Raw genomic sequence first — 22,934 nt, forward strand, 5'->3', positions numbered from 1 at the left:
TTTTTGCTCAATAGTATTACCTGTACTAATTCTAGAATTATTTCATCTTTTGTTTCCTGAGTTTTATACTAAGGGATTCTTAACTGGACTCGGCCATCTTCTTATATGTGGACTAATGATAATTCTGAATATAGTTACTAGCCAAATAATAATCCATAGTCAATATAATAAGGGAAAGGAGGACATGACAAGATATATTATTATATTTATTATTGTCAGTATCATTTTACAGGTAACACTAAGTATCATGATTGAGAACCCATTTAAAGATCCTCCATTACCTAATATAATCATGTAATTCTACAAAACAGTGTATACAAAAGAAGTGTACAACTATTAGGAACTCTTTCAGGACTTGTTCAATTGGTCAATAGCAAATATATATTGTCAAAGACAGAATCAAATATTGAATCTATTTTGTTTTTCTTTATCATCGGGGCAACATTATTTATCTGTGAGCGATCAGGTATTAATAATAAAAAAGTGAATTTAGCTTTCGGTTTATTTCTATTAGCTGCTGGAGTTATTATTGATTTAATTACTCAATAGAGCAAGGTAGTTCAAAGATAGACAAGGGAAGAAAGGGCAAAATTACATAAGGACCTAAGGACATACGCGAAACAAAGACGATAATAACTGTGAATTTCAAGATTCGAAGATAACAACCGTGAGAACTCTTATTTTTATGAATGACTAAATTTCTTCACATAACACTGAGTTCATGCTACGGCTAATACCCTTGGTCTGTGGAAGAGGCTTTGAGGAGGGTATGGTGTTTATTGGACAACTGATCAATCAAATGAGCCATCCAAGAGAGTGGCTGGAAAATTGGGTTTTGATTATTCGCATCGATTGATAGCGTTCGATTTTGAATTCTGAAATAAAATTGTAATTCAAGCAAAGGAGCATTGAAATTGAAATTAATATATTTTGGCCTATCAGCCTTTTTCATATTTATAATGGTTGGTTGTTCACAGCCACAAACATTTGAATCTTTTTTTAATGAAAAGTTGGAGCATCTCCATATAGGAGAAGAAAATTATTCCTATAAGCTCGTTCACAAGGAGTTTAATGTGGTACATCAAGATGATGCGGTGGCTATATTTAAAGAAAATAATAAACGTGGAGAACAAATATTTATAGCTTATTTGGAGAAACGGGATAAACAATGGAGTTGGATACAAACAAGAGGTGCGGAATGGAACTCCCCGATGAAATGGTCTTCAATGAATCAACCCCCTTTTATATACTCAGGTACAATAAGTGGAGATTCGATAAGAGAAGTATATGCAGGTGAAGAGCTTGCGCAAATCATTGATGTTGAAGAGGGTAAGCGGTTTTGGTATGCAATTAGTCCGATTAAAGATGTGCAAGTGATGGTGGTTAAAGAGGATGGTACTAAAGAAATTATTGATGAATTTGACTTCAAAAAAAGCGTTAGGTGAAATGACCCAAACCCTGAAGGGAGAAGAAGATGTCTCAATTTCCTATATTAGAAACAGAAAGATTAATACTCAGACAACTTAAACAAGACGATGCCAGGGAAGTTTTTCAATATTTCTCTTTGGATGAGGTTACGAAGTTTTATGATTTGGAGAGTTTTACTACTATTAATCAAGCAGAAGCATTAATTTGGCGCTGGAATCAAAAGTTCGAAGAAAATCAAGGCTTTCGCTGGGGGATAACTTTGAAGTCAGATCACAGAGTCATTGGAACCTGTGGATTTCATGGTTGGATGAAAAAACATTCTAAAGCTGAAATTGGATATGAACTCACTCCTGAATATTGGCGCAAAGGTATTATGACCGAGGCGAATCAAAAGATCATTGAATTCGGATTTAACGAACTTAGATTGAACAGAATCGAAGCATTTGTAGAGCCGGAGAATGTGAGTTCAAGGAAGGTCCTTGAGAAAATCGGTTTAGGTGAAGAAGGGGTATTGAAGGAACATTACTTTTGGAGAAACCGATTTGTGGATGTGGTGATATATGCCTTGCTTAAGAAAGACTATAACGCGCAATAATTAGTGTACTCAATCAAAGAAGTGATGAATTCACCTACGTGCCGCCTTTGGAGATCCCGCATTTATACAATTAGTCGCGGAAGGTCATCTTGCTCATTATAAGAAAGAAATTGAGTTTCTTGTAGAACATTTCGATGTTTGAATGTACAAAAGGGAGGATGTATATGTTAGTTCCACAATTATATTTAAATGGTGCGTGTTGCGAAGCTCTTGAATTGTATAAAGCAGCTTTTAATACTGAAACAGATTCGATAATGTTTGATTCTCAAAAGGAGCCAGAGAAATACGTTATTCATGCTGAGATTCATGTTCTTGGAACAAGATTAATGCTTAGTGACGCTGGTGGCACTAGAGAATCATCGGCAGATGCTACTATGGAAATTGTTGCTATTTTTGATAACGATGAAGAGTTAAGAAAGGCATATCAAATTCTGCAGGATGAAAGCAAGACGATCACTCCATTAGGTCCAACCTTTTATAGTCCATGTATTGTTCAGTTTGTCGACAAATTCGGTGTTAGATGGTGTTTTATGGTGTGAAGTAAGAATGAAAATGTTACTTGGAAAAATAATATAGATATGCCGCTGACATTCGATAACAATGCATTCACGCTGTTGGCGAGCGAGTGGTCCTTTGATCCAACCGAAGTCCCAGAAGGTAAGTCGGAGAAGTAGATGCCGGGACATACCCAATCACCTAACTGCACCGTCCTAAAGGGATTAAGGTGAAAGGACATGGTGAACACGGAAACGTTTATAAGAAAGTACTGCTAGCACAAGGAATGTAAGTAAGGGTTATATTTAGAGGTGCTGTCCCAAAGCCATTTCATGGCATATGGGAAAGCCCTTTTTTATTTTGTCTGCTAAAGGTTTCTGTTCATTGAATTACCATTAAATAATCTTATGAGTCCTAATAAATTCATATAGTTACCAAATAATAACATCGTTAGAATATATACAAGAAATATTTATATTACATAACTTTGTGTAAAGGTGGAGTATAAATAAAGATTTTGTAAATGAGTGAATAAGAGGAGCGTGACAATGCTCAAAACAAGTTTCCAATCTTCCACTGGGTCCAGCATACGATATATCCTTTCGACAGCGTGGATTCATAGTAAGCTTTCGGTTATCTATTATTCGATAGTCACTCTGCTTACTGCTCTTCAGCCCTTTATTCTGCTATTGTTTCCTAAACTCATTCTCGATGAATTAATGGGACAGCAAAGACCCCTTCGTTTTATATTACTAATTGCACTCATGTTTGTTTTATCAAGTACCATTGGTTTTTTAACTGCCTATCTGCAAAATATAGGCCAAACCCAGCTGATGAAAGTTGTATTTAGTCAGTTGCATGCACATACCGCGCAAAATCTGAATGCGGATTTCAAAAATACGGAAGATCCGGTATTCCTCAATCAAATGGAACAGGCTAAGAGATCTCTGCAAAGTGTAGAGAATGGTTTTCAGGGTTTATTCCATACGTTATTTTCGTTACTGGGGGGGATTATTGCTCTTTCTGGATACTTCACAGTAATTGCCAGGCTAGGGATGTGGATTATTCTCTTTTTAATCGGATCGGTTGCAGGTTCATATTTTTTTTCACTTCGGGCAAAGAAATATGAATATGAGCAAGAACAACGACAATCAGAGCTGGACCGTGAAAAACGTTATTATTCGGATGTGATGCAGGACTTTGCTTACGGGAAGGAAATTCGAATTTATTCGTTAAACAAGCACTTTGTTTCTCTATTCCAGGCAGTTACCGATAAGAGAAGGACACTTCAGTACAACATAAGCAAGCGTTATTTTCAGAGTGATGTATTGGACGTCATCATTCGTTTCGCCAGGGAGGGAAGTGTTTACAGTTATTTAGCCTACCTATATGTCCATCACAGGATAACGGTAGGTGATTTTGCTATGTACACCGGAGCTGTAGCGGGTTTCTCATATGTTCTCCGGGGAACGATAAAAGATTTAGCCCATTTGCGGACACAGAATCTGTACATACAGGAACTGTGCAGTTTTCTTGAACCTACTAAGAGAGAGGAGAAAGGGGACAGGCTGCCGATTCCGTCAGGACCCTACACCATCGAATTTAAAAATGTTTCCTTCGGTTATCCTAACAGCGGCCGGCTAGTATTCGAAAATTTATCTTTTATTATCCCTGCTCACCAGAGGCTTGCCATTGTAGGTCATAATGGAGCAGGGAAAACAACATTAATCAAGCTGCTCTGCAGATTGTACGAACCGGACAGCGGAGAGATTAATCTGAATGGAATTAATATCAAGCGCTTCTCCCAAGGTGAGTACTGGGATTTATGGTCTACTGTATTTCAGGAAATTCGAGTGTTGGCCTTTACAGTAGCCGAGAATGTCTCTCTTCAGGAGAACGGGGAATCCAATGCTGGAAAGATTCATAATTGCTTAGAAATGGCGGGTTTAGGCCCGAAGATCTCAACGCTTAAATACGGCATTAACACTCATTTGCAGAAATTTTTGGATGATGAAGGGGTTGAATGGTCTGGCGGAGAGAATCAGAGAATGATGTTAGCCCGTGCTTTATATAAAAATGGAGATCTTATTGTATTAGATGAACCCACCGCAGCGGTTGATCCTCTAGCAGAGTTCAGTTTATATAAGAGTTTTGATGAAATGATTGGAGATCGCACGGCCTTATATATTTCACATCGTTTGTCCAGTACCCGATTCTGTGATCAGATTCTCTTGATGGAATGGGGTGAAATTGCGGAGCGGGGCACACATAAAGAATTGCTAGAACGGAATGGAAAGTATGCGCAAATGTTTCAGGTTCAAGCACAATACTACAAAGGGAGTGAAAATAAAGAATATGAACCCATTCCCTGAACTGAAGAAGGATTCGCAAGTCGTCGTTTATTTTTGGAAGCTGGTTAATTCCTACTCTAAGACGTATATCCCTCTGATGCTATTGGTTGCATTGTGTAGTGCATTTTTTCCCTTTATCAATATTATTGCACCCAAGTATATCATTGACGAACTTATGGGGTTAGCGCGGGAAACGCAATTACTTCTATGGATTGGTATTCTGGCCGTAGGTAATGCCATTTTTGGGTTACTCCAGAGTTATTTGGATCAAAAAATGGAACAGGCCAATCTGCAAGTAATGGATGGCTTGGAGCTTCATGTCGGCAAACATATTATGAATCTCGATTTTGAAAGCTTAGAGAATGCTAAGGTTCTTGATTTGAAGGAGCAGGCATTATCACCGATTCAGCAGCAGGATGTTATAAGTAAAATGATGACCAGCATGAGAATGCTTCTTCAAACGTCTCTGTCCCTTATAGCATTGACCGCTCTGATCTCCACATTGAATATAGGGATCATTTTATTGATCCTTGGGATGATTTTGCTGAATACCTATATTTTTAAAAAATCACAGCAGACCCAGTTCAGATTCTACAAAATACTGGCCCCGCTAAATCGTAAATTTGGTTATTACTCCAGGCTGGCAACTGATTTTTCTATGGCCAAGGATATTCGTCTGTATGGAATGGCACCTTTTTTATTGAAAAAGGTAGATGCATATCACAAGGATACGATCCGGGGATTTGGAGAATTATACGGACAGGTTGGGCGTTACAAGGGGTTAACGAGTATTAATCTTCAACTGCAAATGGTGGTGATCTATGGCTACATGATTGTTAAGGTAATGAGTGGAAGGATTCAAATCGGTGATTTCATAATGTATATTGCAGCTGCTAACAGCTTTTCTACACAAGTATCTGTGGTGTTTAATGCCTATGTTGAGCTTCGACAAATGTGCAGGTATCTTGAGGTTTTCAGAGAATTTGAGAGTCTTCCTGCAACCATGAGAAGTGGAGAACGAATGATTGGGAAGTTGACAGAAGCTGAGATAGAGTTCAGAGGTGTTTATTTTAAATATGCAGGGAGTGAGGTCTATTCCTTGAAAAATGTGTCTCTTACGATAAAAAGTGGTGAGAATCTGGCTGTCGTCGGACAAAATGGTGCAGGGAAATCGACTTTTATTAAATTACTCTGCCGATTGTATGAACCCGAACAGGGTGAGATTTTGCTTAATGGATATCCCATTCAACAATACCAATACGAAGATTATATGAAGACCCTGGGTGTAGTCTTTCAGGATTATAAGTTATTTTCTTTCTCCATAAAAGATAATTTGAGCTTGAAGTTTACTTTAGATGCAGAAGAAGAAATGCTATCGATGATGAAGCAAGTCGGGCTTGAAGAAAAAATCGGTGGTTTAGAAAAGGGGCTAGACACACAGGTATTTAAAACATTCGATTCGGAGGGGACGGATTTTTCAGGGGGAGAAGGTCAAAAAATGGCAATGGCCAGGGCTTTGCTTAAAAAATCCCCTATTCTAATCTTGGATGAGCCCACGGCTGCCCTTGATCCATATGCAGAATACGAAATCTATTCTAATTTTAACCGCATGACAGAAAAGCATACCGTTATTTATATTTCTCATCGTTTATCTTCCTGTAAATTCTGTGATAAGGTCGCCGTTTTTAAAGAAGGTGAGTTAGTGGAGTACGGGCATCATGACCAGCTCGTGAAGAATGGAAAGGAATATAGTTCGATGTGGGAGGCACAGGCACAATATTATGATTAATAGGTAGTTATATGAAAACGTGACACTTTTGATCGCAGTAGCTCCTCAGTCGGGACTATTATGAAAATGCAGAGTTCAGATAACATTGTATTCACGAAGCGTGCCAAAGGAGAAAATTCATGGAAATTAAGATCCGACCACTAAATTCAAGCGAAGAAATCCCCTTTGATCTATTACTTCTTGCTGATCCGTCGAAGGAAATCGTTAAGGAATATTTGGGAAGAGGACAATGCTTAGTAGCTCTAATAAACGAAGAAATAATTGGAGTTTTGGTTTTGATTAGGACTCGACCTGAAACCATAGAAATTGTAAATATCGCGGTACAGGAAGACTATCAGGGGATAGGAATAGGAAAGAAATTAATTGTATATTCGATAGATAAGGCGAGAGAAGAAAAGGCTAAAACCATTGAAATCGGAACCGGAAACTCCAGTGTACATCAGCTCATGCTATATCAAAGATGCGGTTTTCGAATAACAGGAATAGACCGGGATTTCTTTGTAAGGCATTATAAGGAAGAGATTTATGAAAACGGAATACAATGTAGGGATATGATTCGATTAAGTCTTGATCTGTAATGCGAAATGAGCCCAAAACAAAAAAATAAAACCCTAAGATCATTAGAATCTCAGGGTTTGTATGACTATTTTTTTCAAGACCTTATTCAACATCATAGCAGAATGATTATTATAAGTCTATATTTTTTTCCGGGATTCATGTACCATCGTCTCATAAACGGACGAATGGAGATGGCCCGAAATGCTTAAAGAAATATGTGTTAGTTGTGCAATGACATATGAATATCCCCCTGACGGAGGAACATTACCAATTATTGACCCGTATGATGGATGTACTATCGGGTGCCCTTATTGTTTCCAGCTAGAAGATGAAAACTGGAATAAAAACTTGAATGTTAAACTCAATATTGCAGATATTTTATATGAAGAATTCATTCACTGGAATCAAGAAGATATCGTATATTTGGGAAGTAAGTGTGATCCTTATATGGAAATTGAACGGAAATATCAGTTAACCAGGAAATGCCTAATCGAATTATGTAAGTTAAACGTGAAGTGTATGGTCACAACTAAAGCCGGGTCAAAACTAATTTATAGAGATCTCGATGTGGTTAAACCTATGGGGGACAAATTCACTCTGCTGTTAGGTTTATCTAACCTGGAACAGTTGAAGAAAATCGATGATTATAATCTGATGAGCAATATACAGACAGCCAATGAGCTACATAGAATGGGGATTAAGGTTTGGGTATTTATCACTCCGATTTTACCCGGAATAACAGATGTGGATTTAATGATTCATGCTCTGGATAAGGACATACCCGTATTTTTAGATAAAGTTAGAATAGGAAAAAACACAGGGCCTACTTTGGAAAAGTTTATTGGACGTAACTATCCTCAATTAGCTGGCACTTATAAAGAAATCATAAATAATAATGTAGATGTTTACTATAATGGGATAAGAGAAAAGTGGTGCGGAGATCAACGGGTAAAGTTTGTTTTTGAATAATCTGCGAACCTAACTTCTTCGCGGCCTCAGATGAATTGGAGGGAGTATTCTTGAAGCGACTCGCTATTATTACGGTAGGTAAAACACACAGTGGCAAAACAACATTTGCTAAAGAACTAGAACAACAATTGAATAACTCAATCGTGATTGATCAAGATACCCATGCTGAATTCATCAATACCTACTATAAATCACTACGTCCAAAGCAGGGACCGAACACAATCAAATATGCGATAACGAATACAATTGTAGATTATGCTGTAGAGATGACGGAGCTTCACCTCATCCTTAGTAATTCAAACCGAAATACGATAGGTCGTTCCAAACTTCTAACTTATTTTCATGATAAAGGATTTGAAACCGTACTGGTCCATTTCGATTTCCCTGATTTCATTCTGGAGGAACGTGTCCATAAGAGTGCTCGTAGTAAAGCGATATTTCGAACGGCCTCAAATTTTGTAGAAGTGCTAAACAGACAAAATGCAGAATCAAAACAAGACAATATTTCTGACCCCACAGAGGGAGAAGCAGATTATTTTTTTGTTATTAAAGATTCAACAGAAGTTCATTCAGTCATTGAAAAATTAGTGGCCTTATATACAAACGGAGGGTGAAACCATGAGCAGAAGAGAGACTCTGGCTAAAATAGCTGAAGAATTAGCTGCAAGACCGGTGATCGGAAATGAAGATAAATACGGTCCGGATTTGGAACCCATTCTTAGGTATTTTCCAAGAGATAATCCAAATATTGGTTTCGATTGGTGTGCTGCATTTGTATATCATTGTTGTACGGAGGCAGGATTGAAGTTACCTGTACGATATCCAGAGCCGGTTTCACGTAATTTTGCATGGGTAGAAGCTTGGTTAGAATGGGGACAGCTATATGGTTTCTATCATCCTATAAGTGAGCTATCGTTCGTCCCAGATCAAGGGGATCTTATCGTATTTGATAATATTGTGGGGAATGGACCGAATGATCATATCGGAGTGGTATTAAAAGTAGAACAGGATAAAATAATAACAGCAGAAGGGAATTATAATAATAGATCAGGCATATTTCAAAGGACCCGGGAACAAATAAACGGATATATAAGAATCAGCGATACGTATGAATAGATTCTGAGAAAAGCGAAGCCACTTGGTGCTTGGGTTCTAAGAGTGATGGATATTACTTAGCGACAGAAGGGATATTTGGGAATATGGATTTTATCAGAGTGAAGCAATCCAGCATCTTTTAAAATATAATGAATATGTAAGGTAGAGCCCTTAAGCCCCTTGAACGTCAGGAATACGGAAACGTTATATGAAACTCCCAGAAGATATTGAAAACATAAGACGGTGGTGGATGTACATGTTTCTTAATATCACGCACTTTTTATTCAAAAAAAGACGATACAAAACACTTTATTCATTTCTGGAACCTATTTATCAAATATTTCAAAGAGATTATGAATGGCTCCATAAGATTGAAGAGAATGTAAGGAACATGACGGATATCAATGAACTTGATCAAAGGACATTTGAAATAATACGTGAATATTTATTTACTCAAATCTCAGATTTGGAAACCTATATCGCACAAGTAAAACGAACCAAAATAAATGAATACCATTTGGACTATTATCGTCAATCTCTTGATTTACTAATTAAATACAAAAACAATATTAATGATTTAGAAAAGGAAGAATTACCCAACTTGTTATATTTTTATAGTGATGTAAGGTCGGCATCTAATGGATATGTAAATACGAAACAGGAGGAAACTTGATGAGGAAAACATTAGTTTTGGTCCTGTTTTTTTGTGTATTTACAGCCTGTAGCAGTAACGATAGTTTCATTGGTAATACAAACAGAACTAGTCATGTAAACAGAAGTGATAAATCACAAGAAAATGAAATCATCTTTTCTGAAAATAAACCTGATAATACAATGCAAAAAATAAATAAATTAATTAATGATTATCAAATTAATCTTGTTGAATCAATAAATAATAATACATTTTCAATTGTTGAACCCAATCTTTTAACAAATAGTAATTTGTATGTGTCACAAAAGAAGCTCATAAATAACTTATTTAATAGAAAAATCACTGAGAAATTTATAAGTTCATATATTTATAGGGTTTATTATACGGATGTGAATAAATATGATGTTGAAGCTACTGAAAATATTGCGATTAATTATCCCCAGAAGCAAGGAACATCAAAGGAATTTCATTGGATTTATTCGGTTGAGAAGGTTGGAGAGACGTATTTCTTAAGTGATATTAGAGAATGGCCAAATTTCAAGCAAGATATTGAGCAGCGTATGGGGGCAGTGAAAACCGATGGTTTTTATGCAGATGAGCTCCTTGGATTTTACCCAAAAGTACTTGAAGATTGTTTGAATACTTTAGATATCACTGAAATAAAGCGGATCTCTGCCAATGATAGTGTATTAAAAAACATAAAGAGTCTAATGACCAGTCTTTTACATAAGGGTTCTAATTTTTCTGTCCAAATGACAATATTAGATTATGGAGAATTGAACTATATTTATAATGTGGAATTCACAATATCTTATACAAACAAGAAAGATAGGAAAGAAATTTTTACAGGCAATTATCAAATTGAGCTAGATGAGATTAGAGATGAAGTGACTTATGACGGCTATGCAGTTATTAAGAATATAAAAGAGTTAACTGATTACAAAAGGGGAAAAAGATGAAGAATCATAGCGACGAAAAATATGCTCTGGAGAATGCCGCACTTGGCATATTTTTAAACCTATTCAACTTAAACCATAAGGATCAACTTAAATTAGTAGAAAAAAGAGAGAGTCCGGATTTCGTCTTGGAAAATTTGAAGGGCGAATTATTAGGACTTGAAGTTGCACACTTATTTTATGATTCTGAAGAAGCCAAAATGATATTAGGTAGATCTAATAATGATCTGCATGGAATAGAGATTTATGAAAATTTTATTAGTGCCCTGAATCATCTATTAAAACAAAAAGAAAAAAAGATTTTAAAATATGAAAATACATATCCTACGGCACTATTAATTAGAAATGCTTCTCCTATTTTTGGAATGAGTTGCTTATTAAGAAATAAAAATTTGATATATAAGCCAAGGGTGTATAACAATGTATGGTTTGTTTCGAAAGATGGAAATTATAACGACTGGTTAATGACAGATATTCTGAAAGTTTAATCTAAGATATGAGAAACCGTGAAATCATACCAATGGCTGAACAGTGGCGAAGTGAGTACGATAAGCGAATGAGCATGATTTGATACATGATGCAAAAGTAACTTCAATCGAAATACCTTCTACGGACATTTTCATCATGAACCTGGATTGTAGAGGGGGCTACCATTATCAAACCGATATCAAAGTAAAGTAACATTTACAGGGGTGAAGTGCCTACAACCTTCAGACTTAAGTGCAGGCAGTTACTGGCTGTACGATGAAGTGTACTCCACAGAAGCTGGGTTTGAGTTTAACGTTTTATTTGACAGTCCATTAGTGGAATTCACGGTCATAGCAGATAACGTTATTATCGAGATTTCTTCATGAAATGACCTGGCACGACAGAGAATCAGCTATCATTGAATAGAGCCAGCTGGAAGGACTTATTCTTGAGGACAAACAGAGTGTGGGGATATGGTGTTCCGGATATATGAACTTAGGGAAAAAACCGATTTTTTTGAAAACGCTGTCCAATTGTTTTGGAGCGAATGGGGAAGCGATCTGAATTATCAATTCTATTACGACTGTATGCTTCATTCCATGAAAACGGAGGATGGTTTGCCGCGTTTTTATATTGCCGTACAAAATGGCTCAATCATCGGTACATATGCATTGCTGAGGAATGACTTGATCAGCCGCCAAGATGTTTTTCCGTGGCTTGCTTGTTTGTATGTGGTACCGGAGTTTAGAGGACAAAAGATGGGAGCCGAACTACTGCAACATGCACTTCAGAAATCCCGGGAATTGGGACATGACAACCTGTATCTCTGTACCGATCTGGACGGCTATTACGAAAGGCTTGGGTGGAGCCACTTCACGAATGGATATATATTTAATGGCACAGAAATGAACATTTATACGGCCCCTACATCAACGATTACATCTATAGATGGGTATCCAGTGATCCAATCCCTTAAGGAATGCCCTGAACATAGGGATGCCTTTATCACATACATTTCTGAATCTTGGCCAGCCGTAAAGGACATCGTGATCGCTCAAATGGAAGGAAGTTTATCTACAGTGGACGCTTTACCATTGACCTTCTTAATGTTAAGGAACAACCGGATGATCGGCTTCTACCAATTGATTGAACAGGAATATTTGATTCGAAAAGATTTATCACCTTGGATCGGACCGTTGTTCATCGACAAGAACGAGCGGGGGCAGGCTCTAGGAGCCATGCTCTTGCAGCACGCAAGGAAAACGGCAGGCAGCCGGTTGGGGGTTGAAAAGGTCTACTTAACTACGGATCATATTCAATATTACGAAAAATATGGTTTCCGTGAGATCGGACTGAGCCTTTTTGAGTGGGGCCGCCCCAGCAAAATATATGAGCATGATACTTTATGCTGACGGAATTCTGTATACGTTCATAGCTGTCTTGCCTCAGAAAAGAGACGTATACCTTCTTTTATCCTCCGGGATGAGGGAAGGTTTTTCTGTATGCTTATCTGTTACAACGATTTGCAATATTGAATGAAGTTTTCCAGCCATTGTATCGTTACCGTTTCACGTAAAATAGCTCCATCCAATATGAAATAATCACCAAAATCCACGCTATCATGTGGTGGAATACTTTGGTGACGTTCATTGTTTTTGCGTAAATGTTGCAGCCGCTCCTGATGCTGAAGCAACTGATGCTCTAAGAGGTGTATCCGGGTTGGCACATCCAGATGATTCGAAAAGTACATTCTAAGCCGAAACACATCTTTGGGAGTGGGTTCTAAAGGCTCCGCTTGTTTTAACCATTTCAAAAAAGCTTCTTTGCCCTCCTCCGTAATCGAATACATTTTTTTCTCCAGGATCTCTCCGCTAATTTGGATTTCGTAAACGATAAGTCCCTCGTCAAACAGTTTTTTTAATTCCGGATAGATCTGGCTGTGCTTTGCATTCCAGAATTCACCTAAATCTTTGCTGAATTCTTTACCAATATCATAACCCGTCATAGGTTCGTTATTTAGTAACCCCAAAATGGCATACTTTAAAGTTCTCATAAGGCTCGCTTCTTCCTATACATTTCGTCTTTTTGATTTGTTAAGTATAGCATATTTTGGGGCTCGCAATAAGGATTGATACAAGCCTCGCACAACATGTATTTCAGAACATATAAATACATACATGTTTATATTGATATAAATAAAATCCTATGTTAATATGTACTCAAATGGTGTGAATAAATTCACAATACAATTTGAAGGAGAGAAGAATCTCAGTGGAGCTTACGAAAAAGCGATGGATTATTCTGATTGCAAGCTGCTTTATTAATCTGTGTATTGGATCAATTTACGGATGGAGTGTATTTGCTGCCCCAATGGCTGAGTATTTGAGCAATGTCACAGGACGTACTTTAACACCGGGGGATTTGGCTATTGCCTTTACCATTACAAATTCAGTAGGGCCAATCACGATGATTTCTGGTGGGTGGATCAATGACCGATTTGGACCCAAGAAAGTTATCTTTGCAGGGGGCTTGTTATTTGGAGGCGGTATGCTTTTATCAGGGTTTGCAACATCTGTAGGCTTCCTGGTATTTGCTTACGGTATTGTACTCGGCCTTGGTACAGGAATGGTTTACGGATGCACGATCAGCAACTCGATTAAGTTTTTTCCTGACAAACGGGGTTTGGTTGGCGGTGTAACCACGGCAGCTTATGGATTGAGCTCAGTGATAATCCCTCCGATTGCCAACGGATTAATAAGTACTTCCAGTGTAAAAACGGCATTCATTATACTCGGTATCGCATTTCTTGTGATTATATGTGCTGCTTCTTTCTTCATCGAGAAATGCCCATCTGATTTTGTTCCGTCCGGATGGACACCAAAGGCTGTACATGTTGGCCGCTCTTTGAAGAATGACAAGGACTGGAAAGGCATGCTTGCCAATCCACTATTTTATGTAATGATCGCGTTATTGATCAGTGGAGCTTTTGCCGGACTAATGTGTACATCCCAAGCTTCACCTATCGCGCAGAAAATGGTTGGCCTGTCTGCGGCAGCCGCTACGACCGCTGTTTCCATATTGGCTCTTTTTAACACGGGTGGACGAATCATTGCAGGCTATATTTCAGACAAAATCGGTCGAATCAATACTCTGGCCATTTCTTCTCTCTTTTCGGTAATCGGACTCACCTTGCTGTATTTATCCGGAGAAAACAGTGTGGCGACCTTTTATATCGGTATTTCAGTGATCGGATTAAGCTTTGGCTCACTGATGGGGGTGTTTCCCGGATTTACTGCGGATCAGTTTGGTGCAAAAAATAACAGTGTGAATTATGGCATTATGTTCATTGGATTTGCAATCGCAGGATATTTTGGGCCGTCCATTATGAAGAACGTGTACAGCGCAGACGGTAGTTACCAGAGAGCCTTTGTCATTGCGGCTGTTTTTGGCATCACCGGATTTGTTCTGACCTTTGTATATAAGCGGGCCGTCAAGTATCAGCAGACGGCTGCTAATAAGAATCAGAAGGCTATCATTTAAATGTAAGAAGAATCATCTACAGAGAAGGAGTAAGAAAGCATGCACAGAAAATATCCAAACTTAAGCAAGCCCATCACCATCGGCAATGTGACTTTTAGAAATAGAATGTTTGGCGCACCTATGGGAGGAACAGATATTACAGCTGACTGCACCATTGGCCCCAAATCTACTGCTTTTTATGAATTAAGAGCAAAAGGCGGCGCTGCCTCAGTTACAGTCAGTGAAGTTGTAGTTCACCCCGAGACAGAAGCTTCTCATATGTATCATCTGGATTTGGGAACAGTGGATTCTTTGGCCAGCTTTACGTATACAGCAGATGCTATCCGCCGTCACGGGGCCATTGCCAGTGTGGAGCTATCCCATTCGGGTCAATATGCAGGAACTTATCTGACTGATAAAAATAAGAAACAAGGACTTGCCCAGTGGGGCCCCAGCCCCGGGGTGCGCCCGGACGGCAGAGAAGTTAAGGAGCTTACGCAAGAACTGATTGATGACATTGTAGCTGCTTATGGTACCTGTGCGGGACTTGCGAAGCGAGCAGGTTTTGAAATGATTATGGTTCATGGCGGGCATGGTTGGTTGATTAATCAGTTCTTTTCTCCTCATTTCAATCGCAGAACAGACAAGTATGGCGGATCTTTGGAGAATCGGGTGCGTTTTGCCCAGGAGGTGCTTGACAGTGTCCGTGAAGCTGTTGGCGTTGGTTTTCCCATAGAGTTTAGAATGAGTGGCTCCGAGTTGTTTGAAGGCGGCTATGATCTGACAGAAGGGATTGAAATTGCTAAATTACTGGAATCAAGGATCGACCTGCTACATGTATCTGCCGGAACGTATCAGACAGGGTTTGGTATCACACACCCTTCTATGTTCTTGCCTCATGGCAGTAATGTTTATCTTGCGGCAGAGATCAAGAAGCATGTTAGTGTTCCGGTAGCAACGGTTGGCGGGTTAAATGACCCTGCTCAAATGGAAGAAATCATTGCCAGCGGTCAGGCGGATGTTGTAGAAATGGCCCGTGCCCTCCTGGCGGATCCCGAGCTCCCCAAAAAGGTGATGAGCAACCGGGATGAGGATATTATCAAGTGTCTGAGATGCTTCACCTGTATGGCAGAACGTGCCGAAACATCCACAAGACGCTGTACAGTTAACCCGCTCATTGGTCGTGAAATGGATGGAACCGAAATATATCCTTCTCCTAATTCACGCAAGGTTTTGGTAGCTGGCGGAGGTCCGGGTGGACTGTATGCCGCGCTTACCGCAGCTAAACGCGGACATCAAGTCATTTTATGTGAGAAGTCTGATGACGTAGGGGGTATCTTGAGGGGTGAACAGGCCATTCCATTTAAATATGAGATGTATGAGTTGGGAGTAACTCTCGGAAAACTCGCCAAGGACGCCGGTGTTGAGATTCGTTTGAATACACCTGTGACTAAAGCGTATGCTGAGAAAGAAGAGGTTGATGCGTTAATTATTGCCGTCGGTTCCGCAGCCATTGTTCCTCCAATCCCTGGATTAAACGGAGATAACGTAGTCGTTGTGAATGACTATTATCTGGAGAAGGACAAGGTCAGTGATAGCGTAATCGTATTGGGAGGCGGTCTGGCAGGCTGTGAAGCCGCCATTCACCTTGCCCAGGAGGGTAAGACTGTCCATCTGGTAGAGATGAGAACGGAGCTGGCTCCAGATGCTAATATCAGACATCGTCCCATTATGCTGAAAGAAATTGAAAAGAACAACATTCAAGTGCATTTAGGATATAAAGGGCTGCGTGTCACACAAGAAGGTGTGGTTTGCGCGGAGCCAAATGGGGAAGAGGTTCTTGTTCCGGGTACTTCGGTCATTTGTGCGCTTGGACAACGAGCTAGAAGAAATGTAGTAGATGAGTTATTGGATTGCGCACCTTATGTTGCCCAAATTGGGGACTGCGTTAAGGCATCAACGATTACGACTGCAATCTATCAAGGATATCATGCCGCACTTGATATTTAACGCTGCTAAACCTTCTTTCATCCTTCGGGAGGAGAGGAGGTTTATTTTTGTTTGGTGAGAGAGTAGCTGAAACTAGAAAAAGACGATGGCCAGCAATCCGATTAAATAAATTAATCTGTGATTTGCTGGCTATCGCCCTGGTTGTTGAAGCTATTGAATCATTCCTTGCAAAAGCACTGTCATCATTTTAGCGGCCTCAGCTCTGGTTGCGCCGCCTTTAGGATCCAATGTGTTATTGCCTTTGCCGGACAGGATTCCTGCTTTCTGCAAGGCAGTTACTGCATCCACGGCCCACGCACTAACGCTGCTGTTGTCTGCAAAGCCTGCGTTGCTGATGTTGGCAGGTAGTGCGTAGCCCGCAAGATCAGCATACCGCCCGATCATGACGCTGATTTCCTCGCGGCTGATGAAGGCATTCGGATTGAAATGATGGTTGCCTGCCCCATTCACGATGTTATTCGCGGCAGCCCACGCTACATAAGGCAGGTACCAGTCACCGGCTTTGACATCGGTAAACGCTGAGGAGGAATACCCTGAGACATCCGCATTGGCGAGTCCTGCCAGCATTTTGGCGAATTCTGCCCGGGTAATCCCCTTATTAGGTGCGAACGTGTTAGCGCCTGTACCGGAAATAATGTGGTGCGCAGCCAGGTAGGTAATATAGCTGCTGCCCCAGTGACCGGAAGTGTCGCTAAAGCTGATTTTGTTATAGCCTACGGCGTATTTGCTGAGGTGATCGGTTAACAAAGTAACAGTACCTGTCTTCTGGTTAAATCCAGACTTGGCGACCGCATTAGGCTTGCCGCTACTGTCAATGTAATAGGCGGTAATGGCGTTAGCATCTTCACCTTGGGCGAGAGTGAACGGAATACTGATCTTGAGGCTTCCGCCTCCAAAGCTGGTCAGGCTTGAAGTGCCAGACTGAACGGTATACTCCAGCATAGGCCGCGTGCCGACCAGACTTGCTGCTTCAGAAGAAAGGCCGGAAGTAGCTGCTGGAGCGATTCCCATGCGGATACTGTCTCCCCCGGCATTTTTCAACGACCCCAAGGCTGCTTTGTTAAAGGACATGCTTCCGAACTGGGTTACAAGTTCCACTTCAGCAGTTTTACTCTCGAACAGCTTGCTGATGGCATCCTTGGAAAGTATGATTCCAACTGACTTTGCATGGTCTACGGTTCCCACATTCAGCTGTACTGAGATCTTTGCTGCGGTAGAAGAGCTGACCTTAGTCAACAAGTCAGTAATTTGGGAATCCTTAATCGTTGCCTCTGCTTTCCCGCTGGAATCGGCAGTTGCCGTTACCGATAGGCTCTGCTTCCCGTTATCTGTCCCCGGACTGGATGCGGGACTTGGAGCAGCCGAAGGCACAGGGGAAGGTGTTGGCGTTGCCACTGGACCATTCCCGCCAGAAGAAGAGCTGGAAACGGTGCTCAAGGATGATTTTAAAGGACGGCTTGAGTTATCCGTAAGGTCATAAGCGATGACAGAGAACGAATAGGCTGTGCCTGGAGTCAATCCGGTTACATTATAGGAGTAGGTAGCACCGGTTACGGTGTGAAGCAGTGTGCTGTCACGATATACGCTGTAGCTGACTACCCCTTCGTTGTCTATCGCCGCCGGCCAATTCAAGGTAAGGCCCGATTGGGTACTATTTGAACCGGTCAGTTTGGCGTCTGCCGGCCAGCTTGGCGCCTCGAGGTCTACAGCGAGCTGAATGCTGTTAGCGTTATAGATGACCTTCATTTTGTATTGGCTGGGCAGCCCCGTTGTCTCTACGGAAGAAAATTCTCCGCTCCGCTGATCCTTACCATGGGTGATGAGTGTAATCACACCGTCAGGTACGTAATGATTCAAAAAGTTCAGACGCAATGTACCGCCAGCCTGTACTTTGCCCTTAATATCGAGCAGATCGTTTGTACTGCTAAGGTTCAGTTCAAGTGTGCCGCCGGCAGATTGACTGAAATTCCCGCCGATGGTCATCTGTCCAGGAACATTCTGAATCAGGGTTCCCCCGTGGTTGTTCACATCGCCGGTTCCGAAAGCTGCCGCCGAATTTCCCTCAAGCGTACCTTCATTCAGCTGTGTACCTCCGGAATAACTATTGTTCCCCTGAAGCTTGAGCGTCCCCGTTCCCTTTTTGGTCAGCCCGCCTGTGCCGGAAATGTCATTCCGCCAGCGGTCCAGGGCATTGAAGCCGCCTTGATAAGTGTCCATGGTCACTGTAACGTCATTCGCAAAAGCACCATAGCCATCTGCTGCGGCAAAGAGATTAAGCCGTCCCCATCCTTCCGGGTCATCTAGCACAGGATAGCCGGAGGGAAGCCCTGTCGTGGCTAAGACCCAGCGGCGTTGCGTGTCGTCCAGGTATGGCAGGCGTGTTTCGAGCAGGACTTCTGCGCCTTTTGGAACCACCACTGGCTTAGTTGTGGATTGGATCGGACTGAATCCGTAGGTCAAACGCTCTGTGTAGTCTTGTTTATTCTTGGCGTAATTGCTGAACCGGTCTTCTGCTGTGCCGGTCTGTGTCAACAATAGACTATGCGCATCGTTATACGCCGTCTTTTTCAAAAGGCTATTGTTCGGTTCATTCAACGCAGCAGCGGATACCGCCGTAGCCATGACCCGTGCTCCCATTACATCAAGCGGAGAGTGCATACCGGCAACGATACGGTTGTTTCCAAGTTCCGATGCCCGGGTAAGTAGTTCCTGAAACCGCTCCGGTACAGCATAGGCCATCGCTATTGCACTCAGGTAGGCGGCATTGGTATGGCCGCTTGGAAATCCGCCGTCGTTGCTGGGGTCAGCATTGATTGCAGGAACAAGGGACGGCACTACAATGGCCGGGCTGCTCCAGCGAAACGGGCGGGGATATTTATAATAGGTCTTTGACGGACTAGTTGAAGCACTGCTGTTGCGGAAGGTATTCACCAAGCTCACGATGCTGCCGAGACTGGAATTCGGATCGCCTGAACCATATTCTCCGCCGTTTCCCTGATCCTCATATTTAACCGTTGTGGCATCTGCGGGAATACCGGTGATTGTTGTCGTTGCTCCCACATGAAGTCTGTAGATATCGGTAAGGGAACCCAGGCCGTCCATGACGCTGTAGCTCTGTTTTCTCCGGTCATCCAGGTAGGCTGCGTCAGCTTCACTGGAGGTTCGTTTGGCGGCCATGTCTACCACCTTTTGGATGTTGGCATCCAGCACGCTGCTGTTCAATTTCGTGCTATCCCAGGTAGCACCAGGAGTCCACAGTTGTTCAAAACCGGAAAGAGTCCCGATCGCGGGGTTTGAGAGGGTCGTTTTGTTGGAGGAAGTATTGTTTTTGTAATTGTCTACATAATACCCCCAGGCCGGTGCAGGTGGCAGTGCCACTGATTCCGGGATGGGAGCCGCATTCGCACTCGCAACCATTCCACTTATGGAACTTAAAAGTAATGACAGACCCAAAGCTGCTGATACTTGCTTTTTCCTAAATCCCATTCTCAAAATGTATCACTCCTCTGTTTTAGTTCGACATCACTGTAGCATTCGGGTGATCCGGGCCTCAATACAACAATTTCCCTATTCTATAAAAATCGTATGTTCTCTTTAGAATCAGGCTTCTTTACATAAACAGGGTCCATGTATAACGCTCTGTGAACATATTTCCAATAAGATTAGGAGATGGTTAAGATGCTTCAACACTTTCGAATCCGGAGACAACAACGATGAAAAAAAACGGGAACTCTGCTTTTGCCAACCTCGCTATTTCCTATGTAACGATCGTGATGGTCATTGTCCTTTTGCTCTGCTCCATCTTTTATATGTATTTTCCTAAGAACTACAATGAAGAAATCCAAAAAAAGAATCAGATTATCCTGGAGAGTGCGGCCAACTATATCGAATCGTCTGTGTTTCAGCGGGTGCAGCAAATCTATCTGGATCTTTCCCTGGGTGAACCTGTCAGCATTGATATATTTGCCAAAGATACCCTGCAGGGCAATCATGGTACTGTACTGGATCTGCAGGACCTGCTTAAGAATGAAGTCGCGGATCATGTGGACATTGTTTCTGCGGTTCATTTGTATTATCCCAAGCAAAAGATCATGATTTCGTCAGATTCCGGGCTGCGATACTTGGATCAGGAGCGTGAAGCTGCAGCCGCGGCAGTAAGCTGGATGGAACGTCTGCAGAACAGTGATTCAAGCTTTGTGTGGACCGAAGCGCGCATGGCACCCCAGGACATCAATAGGAGTTTGTCAGACGATAGCCTAGTGGACCCTATGATTTCATACGCACATAGCTATCCTTTTCACTCCACCGGTGCCGATTGCGACCTGATGATTGCTGTCGATATGAAGGAGGAGGCCATCAGCGGAATCATCCGGCATATTATGCCATCTGATTATAAGAACACTTTTGTTATGGGGCCAAGCGGGACGATCATCTCTGCGGCGGACAAAGGAATACTGGGCCATAGCGCCGGAAGCAGCTCACTTATCAACAAAATTCTGTCTTCCACAGCGGTAGCTGAAAGCTTCACGGATACGATAAACCGGGGGTCCCATGAGGTTTCTTTTCACACCTTTCCATCCAATGACTGGAAAATATATAACATTACTCCTACAGACAACTACTATCAGAAATCGATTCTATTGCAGAGGACGGTGCTCCTGATTTGTCTGCTGGCGGCTATCGTAGGTATGGTCCTGTCCGGTATTTTCACCGTCGCCATTTATGACCCCCTGAAGCGCTTAAGGGACAAAATGAAAGGCATGTTCGACAATACCCCGGATGCCGGGCTGAATGAATACACGCTGATTGATACAGCCATCAACAAATTGACCCGCAAGGTGAGCAGCCTCGAAGAAACCCTGCAAGCCAACAGTCCGGTCATCAAGCATAATATCGTGCTCAATCTCCTGAATAACAGCTACAGTGAGGAGGAACTTGTAGAGCAATTGCAATCCATCCATATTCCCATAGCGTATACCCGCTACTGCTGCATGCTGATAGACCCGTTTAGCCCGGGTTTCAAAGCGCTCCATTCCAAAACCGCGCAATTTGTTCTCTACCGGATGATTAATCAGTTGGAAGCTGCGGATTTTGCTGGATGCCACATCATTGCGGAAGAGCTTCCGGATAAAAAAGTAGCGGTTATTGTGTGTACAGACAAGGCGGAGGAAGGACTGCTGGAGCAGATTTCAGGCTTCATTCTTTCAGAGGTGAAACGCAGCTTTGACCTGAAATTCAAAATCTCCCTGGGCTGCTGGGTGGGGCGTTTTATGGAGGTGCATAAGAGCTTTGGTGAAGCAAAGATTCTTGCTAAATATGGATTCCTCCTGCCTGAGGTTTCCGTTATTAAGGATACAAGCCTGCTGGAGAGGGAGGTCAGTCCTAACGAAATCCCGCAGGCGGTTCTGCTGAAATTCAAAGAAAAGCTTCAGGCAAGGAATATTGAGGGTGCTTTTGCAGCCGTTGACCATCTGTTGGATCAGATGCGGGAAGGGGTGTACTCTGCAGATTACTGCCGCTTTATATTACTGAATACGGTTTCGGTATACTCAGATTATCTAATAAGTGTGAGGTATACCCCATCGGATCATGTGAAAATTAATTTATACAATGAATATACTTCCATTCATGATATCAACGGCTATAGGGAATGGCTGACCGATTCCATAGCGGTGTGTATTAGTCATATGGAGAAGCGGAGCGACAATCGGACGAGCGAGAGCATTGAGGCGGTTAAGCAATATATCAGCTCACATCTTTCGGAGGAGCTTTCGCTCGATACGGTTGCGGGCAAGGTCTTTCTAAGCCCCAAATATCTCAGTAAGATATTCAAGGAAGAAACCGGGATGAACTATATTGAATATGTGACCGGGAAAAGGATGGAAAAAGCCCTGGAGCTAATGGCTAACCATAATATGACCATCGAGCAAATTGCGAACACCGTTGGATATGGCACGACAGCTTATTTTATCAAAAAATTCAAAGAGAAGAACGGTTATACCCCTAAACACTATATACGACAATTAATGGAGCAGTCATAGGAGGCCGT

General features: G+C 41.6%; 21 protein-coding genes. 19 read left to right on the top strand and 2 right to left on the bottom strand.

Annotated elements, in window-relative coordinates:
• The first annotated feature begins 363 nt into the window (after positions 1 to 363).
• The 16 genes from A3848_RS32170 to A3848_RS32175 all read left to right on the top strand — a co-directional run bounded on the left by A3848_RS32170 (position 364) and on the right by A3848_RS32175 (position 12,768).
• A complete protein-coding gene (locus tag A3848_RS32170; RefSeq protein WP_178381919.1) occupies positions 364 to 549 on the top strand; it encodes a hypothetical protein in 186 nt (61 codons plus the stop codon).
• 365 nt (positions 550 to 914) lie between these two features.
• Positions 915 to 1,445 (top strand): hypothetical protein, encoded by a 531-nt coding sequence (locus A3848_RS06390; protein WP_083611953.1) that lies wholly within the window; start codon positions 915 to 917, stop codon positions 1,443 to 1,445.
• Between the two features lie 29 nt (positions 1,446 to 1,474).
• On the top strand, positions 1,475 to 2,023 hold the full coding sequence (locus A3848_RS06395; protein WP_074084126.1) for a GNAT family N-acetyltransferase: 549 nt from the start codon (positions 1,475 to 1,477) through the stop codon (positions 2,021 to 2,023).
• A gap of 164 nt (positions 2,024 to 2,187) precedes the next feature.
• Positions 2,188 to 2,562 carry a VOC family protein gene (locus A3848_RS06400; protein WP_074084127.1) on the top strand — a complete coding sequence of 125 codons (375 nt, stop codon included), beginning with the start codon at positions 2,188 to 2,190 and terminating at the stop codon, positions 2,560 to 2,562.
• A 504-nt stretch (positions 2,563 to 3,066) separates the two neighbouring features.
• Positions 3,067 to 4,890 carry an ABC transporter ATP-binding protein gene (locus A3848_RS06405; protein WP_074084128.1) on the top strand — a complete coding sequence of 608 codons (1,824 nt, stop codon included), beginning with the start codon at positions 3,067 to 3,069 and terminating at the stop codon, positions 4,888 to 4,890.
• Positions 4,859 to 6,658, top strand: coding sequence for an ABC transporter ATP-binding protein (locus A3848_RS06410; protein WP_218618991.1), 1,800 nt, complete (start codon positions 4,859 to 4,861; stop codon positions 6,656 to 6,658). The genes A3848_RS06405 and A3848_RS06410 overlap by 32 nt, the downstream gene beginning before the upstream one ends.
• 125 nt (positions 6,659 to 6,783) lie before the next feature.
• Positions 6,784 to 7,236, top strand: coding sequence for a GNAT family N-acetyltransferase (locus A3848_RS06415; RefSeq protein WP_218618992.1), 453 nt, complete (start codon positions 6,784 to 6,786; stop codon positions 7,234 to 7,236).
• 181 nt (positions 7,237 to 7,417) lie between these two features.
• Positions 7,418 to 8,185: an SPL family radical SAM protein gene (locus A3848_RS06420; protein ID WP_074084131.1), complete on the top strand. Its 768-nt coding sequence runs from the start codon at positions 7,418 to 7,420 to the stop codon at positions 8,183 to 8,185.
• A 50-nt stretch (positions 8,186 to 8,235) separates the two neighbouring features.
• Complete coding sequence (locus tag A3848_RS06425; RefSeq protein ID WP_074084132.1) at positions 8,236 to 8,799, top strand: ATP-binding protein; 564 nt, start codon at positions 8,236 to 8,238, stop codon at positions 8,797 to 8,799.
• 4 nt (positions 8,800 to 8,803) lie between these two features.
• The gene (locus A3848_RS06430) at positions 8,804 to 9,301 is read left to right on the top strand and encodes a CHAP domain-containing protein (protein ID WP_074084133.1); all 498 of its coding nucleotides are present in this window, start codon (positions 8,804 to 8,806) and stop codon (positions 9,299 to 9,301) included.
• Positions 9,302 to 9,671: 370 nt separating this feature from the next.
• Positions 9,672 to 9,953 (top strand): hypothetical protein, encoded by a 282-nt coding sequence (locus A3848_RS31630; RefSeq protein WP_143192348.1) that lies wholly within the window; start codon positions 9,672 to 9,674, stop codon positions 9,951 to 9,953.
• On the top strand, positions 9,953 to 10,891 hold the full coding sequence (locus tag A3848_RS06440) for a TcaA NTF2-like domain-containing protein (RefSeq protein WP_074084135.1): 939 nt from the start codon (positions 9,953 to 9,955) through the stop codon (positions 10,889 to 10,891). The genes A3848_RS31630 and A3848_RS06440 overlap by 1 nt, the downstream gene beginning before the upstream one ends.
• Positions 10,888 to 11,376 carry a hypothetical protein gene (locus tag A3848_RS06445; protein ID WP_074084136.1) on the top strand — a complete coding sequence of 163 codons (489 nt, stop codon included), beginning with the start codon at positions 10,888 to 10,890 and terminating at the stop codon, positions 11,374 to 11,376. The genes A3848_RS06440 and A3848_RS06445 overlap by 4 nt, the downstream gene beginning before the upstream one ends.
• A 79-nt stretch (positions 11,377 to 11,455) precedes the next feature.
• Positions 11,456 to 11,569 (top strand): DUF4085 family protein, encoded by a 114-nt coding sequence (locus A3848_RS32810; RefSeq protein WP_074084137.1) that lies wholly within the window; start codon positions 11,456 to 11,458, stop codon positions 11,567 to 11,569.
• 11 nt (positions 11,570 to 11,580) lie between these two features.
• Positions 11,581 to 11,742 carry a DUF4085 family protein gene (locus A3848_RS32815; RefSeq protein ID WP_256702183.1) on the top strand — a complete coding sequence of 54 codons (162 nt, stop codon included), beginning with the start codon at positions 11,581 to 11,583 and terminating at the stop codon, positions 11,740 to 11,742.
• Positions 11,743 to 11,829: 87 nt separating this feature from the next.
• Positions 11,830 to 12,768, top strand: coding sequence for a GNAT family N-acetyltransferase (locus tag A3848_RS32175; protein WP_178381920.1), 939 nt, complete (start codon positions 11,830 to 11,832; stop codon positions 12,766 to 12,768).
• Positions 12,769 to 12,869: 101 nt separating this feature from the next.
• Here A3848_RS32175 and A3848_RS06470 read toward each other — a convergent pair whose 3' ends face one another.
• Positions 12,870 to 13,409 carry a PadR family transcriptional regulator gene (locus tag A3848_RS06470; RefSeq protein WP_074084138.1) on the bottom strand — a complete coding sequence of 180 codons (540 nt, stop codon included), beginning with the start codon at positions 13,407 to 13,409 and terminating at the stop codon, positions 12,870 to 12,872.
• 218 nt (positions 13,410 to 13,627) lie between these two features.
• Here A3848_RS06470 and A3848_RS06475 point away from each other — a divergent pair, with 218 nt between their 5' ends.
• The gene (locus A3848_RS06475) at positions 13,628 to 14,896 is read left to right on the top strand and encodes an L-lactate MFS transporter (RefSeq protein WP_074084139.1); all 1,269 of its coding nucleotides are present in this window, start codon (positions 13,628 to 13,630) and stop codon (positions 14,894 to 14,896) included.
• A gap of 39 nt (positions 14,897 to 14,935) precedes the next feature.
• Positions 14,936 to 16,885, top strand: coding sequence for an oxidoreductase (locus tag A3848_RS06480; RefSeq protein ID WP_074084140.1), 1,950 nt, complete (start codon positions 14,936 to 14,938; stop codon positions 16,883 to 16,885).
• Between the two features lie 150 nt (positions 16,886 to 17,035).
• Here A3848_RS06480 and A3848_RS31195 read toward each other — a convergent pair whose 3' ends face one another.
• Positions 17,036 to 20,371: an S-layer homology domain-containing protein gene (locus A3848_RS31195; protein WP_083611954.1), complete on the bottom strand. Its 3,336-nt coding sequence runs from the start codon at positions 20,369 to 20,371 to the stop codon at positions 17,036 to 17,038.
• 227 nt (positions 20,372 to 20,598) lie between these two features.
• Between A3848_RS31195 and A3848_RS06510 the strand changes: the two genes are divergently transcribed.
• Positions 20,599 to 22,926: a helix-turn-helix domain-containing protein gene (locus A3848_RS06510; protein WP_074084141.1), complete on the top strand. Its 2,328-nt coding sequence runs from the start codon at positions 20,599 to 20,601 to the stop codon at positions 22,924 to 22,926.
• Positions 22,927 to 22,934: the final 8 nt, after the last annotated feature.

The sequence above is a fragment of the Paenibacillus sp. P32E genome (genome assembly GCF_001909085.1).
Classification (GTDB): domain Bacteria; phylum Bacillota; class Bacilli; order Paenibacillales; family Paenibacillaceae; genus Paenibacillus_AQ; species Paenibacillus_AQ helianthi.